At 37.4% G+C, this 2238-nt stretch carries 4 protein-coding genes and 1 pseudogene; 3 read left to right on the forward strand and 2 right to left on the reverse strand.

Annotated features, from left to right (window positions below; translation table 11 throughout):
* From FC65_RS10210 to FC65_RS12080, 3 genes and pseudogenes are all read left to right on the forward strand, one after another.
* A pseudogene (locus FC65_RS10210) lies at positions 1 to 572 on the forward strand (replication initiator protein A); the annotation flags it as partial.
* Positions 573 to 831: 259 nt separating this feature from the next.
* A complete protein-coding gene (locus tag FC65_RS10215) occupies positions 832 to 1113 on the forward strand; it encodes a type II toxin-antitoxin system RelB/DinJ family antitoxin (protein WP_002819873.1) in 282 nt (93 codons plus the stop codon).
* Positions 1103 to 1609 (forward strand): hypothetical protein, encoded by a 507-nt coding sequence (locus FC65_RS12080; RefSeq protein ID WP_056972610.1) that lies wholly within the window; start codon positions 1103 to 1105, stop codon positions 1607 to 1609. The genes FC65_RS10215 and FC65_RS12080 overlap by 11 nt, the downstream gene beginning before the upstream one ends.
* Here the strand turns inward: FC65_RS12080 and FC65_RS10225 are convergent.
* Together FC65_RS10225 and FC65_RS10230 are read right to left on the reverse strand one after the other, a co-directional pair.
* Complete coding sequence (locus FC65_RS10225; RefSeq protein ID WP_003646133.1) at positions 1599 to 1877, reverse strand: hypothetical protein; 279 nt, start codon at positions 1875 to 1877, stop codon at positions 1599 to 1601. The genes FC65_RS12080 and FC65_RS10225 overlap by 11 nt on opposite strands.
* 22 nt (positions 1878 to 1899) lie before the next feature.
* Positions 1900 to 2127, reverse strand: a complete 228-nt coding sequence (locus FC65_RS10230) for a hypothetical protein (protein ID WP_082619093.1) — start codon at positions 2125 to 2127, stop codon at positions 1900 to 1902.
* Positions 2128 to 2238 lie beyond the last annotated feature (111 nt).

A 2238-nucleotide genomic window follows, 5' to 3' on the forward strand; every position in this document is an offset into this window, starting at 1 on the left:
AAACCCTTGATACACGCGAAAGTGTCAAAAAGAGTCACAATCTAGACTATACTAATAATTTAGATACTAATAGATACAATATAGATACTCAAAAGTTGGACTTTTCCACAGCCCATTTTTCACCAGCAGAAATTCAAAAGCAAAACCAGGATTTGGTGAACCATGCTAATGACTTCTTAACTGATGAAGACAGTGGCTTACCGGTTTTCTTAGAACCCGAAGCCGTGCAATTACTTAGTTTCTGGTGCCGCACTCCGCAACAAATGCGGCGCTTCATTGGCATTATCTTAAATGCTAAGTACCGAGTTGAGAAAGATCACAAAGATATTGGTGTCATAATCCCACTTGATGATGAGGAACTGAAACCTTTAATGACTAAAGCCTTGAGACGCTACTTTAACGCCCTGAGAAGCAATGAGAAGCACATCAAGAATGTTGAGAACTACTTATACGGCACCATGCAAAACCTATTTGGGATTTGGTGGAATAAACAAGCGGTTAGAGAATATGCGGCCAAACACCCCGAAGAAGAAAAGTCGGCCGACAACGATAACAGTGGGTTGTACTACTAGTCCTAAAAGACTACAAAATCCTTTCTAAGCAGTTTTAAGACTTGCTAACCTCTTTATACTTAAGTTAGATTTAAATGGCTTAAACAGAAGAATAGGGGCTTTTAAATGAGTGCCAGAGCTAACCAGGCTAACCAGCTCAAAAGTTCAGCCTTCAGATCAACGCCAAGCTCAAGTGATTTGAGGCTAGGGCTTTATCTATTGATAAGATACTCAAAAGGTAGTATAATGGTAGTGGTAAAATAAAGGAGATGAGACAATCATGGCAGTTAAGGAAAAGAAACGGGTCCAAGTCAAGATTGATAAAGATTTGGCCGATGATACCGAAGCAGTTTTAAGCGAATTGGGCTTAAATCCAACCACGGCCATTAACATGTTTTACAAGCGGATTGTTGCTAATGGTGCTTTACCTTTTAATGCGTCTTTAAGCGAAGAAGAAAGAGCTAATTTACGCTTTTTAAAGGCGACCGAAGGGACACCAGTCACCGAGTTCAAAGACGCTAAAGAGGTCGCTGATTGGCTCAACGATCCAGATGAGGACTAATGACTTAGTCAGCCTATACGTTAGTTTTGTAGAAACTAACGGTGGCAAGTCTCGGCCAGTTTTAATTCGTCGGGTATCAGAACAGACGGTCGAGGCTTTTAAAATTACTAGTCAGTATGAAAAGAAGTCGGCTTATATCAAGCAACAATATTATCCGATTCAAGATTGGCAATCCGCTGGGTTGAAGAAACCTTCCTGGGTCGATCTTGGTAATATTTATCGCTTTCCCAAAGCCGGTTTAAACTTTAAAGAAATCGGTCATTTAAGTAAGCTAGATCAAAATAAAATTTCAGATTTTACGCTTGACCTAAAATCAAAAAGAAGAGGTAAGGGTCAAAAGATAATTCAACAGCGATCAAGTAAAAGGAAGCACAAAGAAAGTAAAGCAGAGCTTACACAAAGAATTCAAAAACAGTTAAAAGACTTTGCTAAATACAATCCAGAAATTAAGCCAAAAAACAATCCTGAAAATAAAAACGATCGGCCTAGTTATTAGGTTGATCGTTTTTTAATTTATCCGGTTTATGGGCGTTAACATAGTCAGCAAATGTTTTTAAAAGTTCTTCGGTTTGTTCGACCGAGAGGTTATTAGCTTGAAAGTACTTTTCTAATAAAGCCCCTTTTTGAATTAATCGGCGAGAACGGGCTTTGCGGGCTTGCCGATTTTCATAGTATTTAGATTGCCGTAATTTAAAATCTTCCCGCTCAATTTTTTGTTTTAAACGCGCTTGCTGCTCGACTAGTTTTTCATATTGATTAGACATGGAATTTCCCCATCTCGTATGGCTAATGATCTACGGAATTTACCTTTAAAAATTCAGAAAATTGCTTGGCTAAAAGCTTAATCTGATCGTTAGACAAATTAGCATAATCTAAATTGGCTTGACTGATGATTTGTTTACCTAGCCGTTGTTCAATCTTATTTTTTTCGTCCTTAATTTTTTGATTAAGGGCTTTTAATTTAGCTTCTTGTTTTTCTAAGTTACTTTGAGACATAACGATCCCTCTAATCATATTAGAAATAATCACCGAAACTATATCATATGAGAAACGTTAAGTCAAAGTATAAAATTTGAAATAGCGAAGCGGAAGGCATACACTAAGTTAAAGTTAAGAGAATCAGAA

It is taken from the genome of Ligilactobacillus acidipiscis DSM 15836 (assembly GCF_001435755.1).
Taxonomy (GTDB): domain Bacteria; phylum Bacillota; class Bacilli; order Lactobacillales; family Lactobacillaceae; genus Ligilactobacillus; species Ligilactobacillus acidipiscis.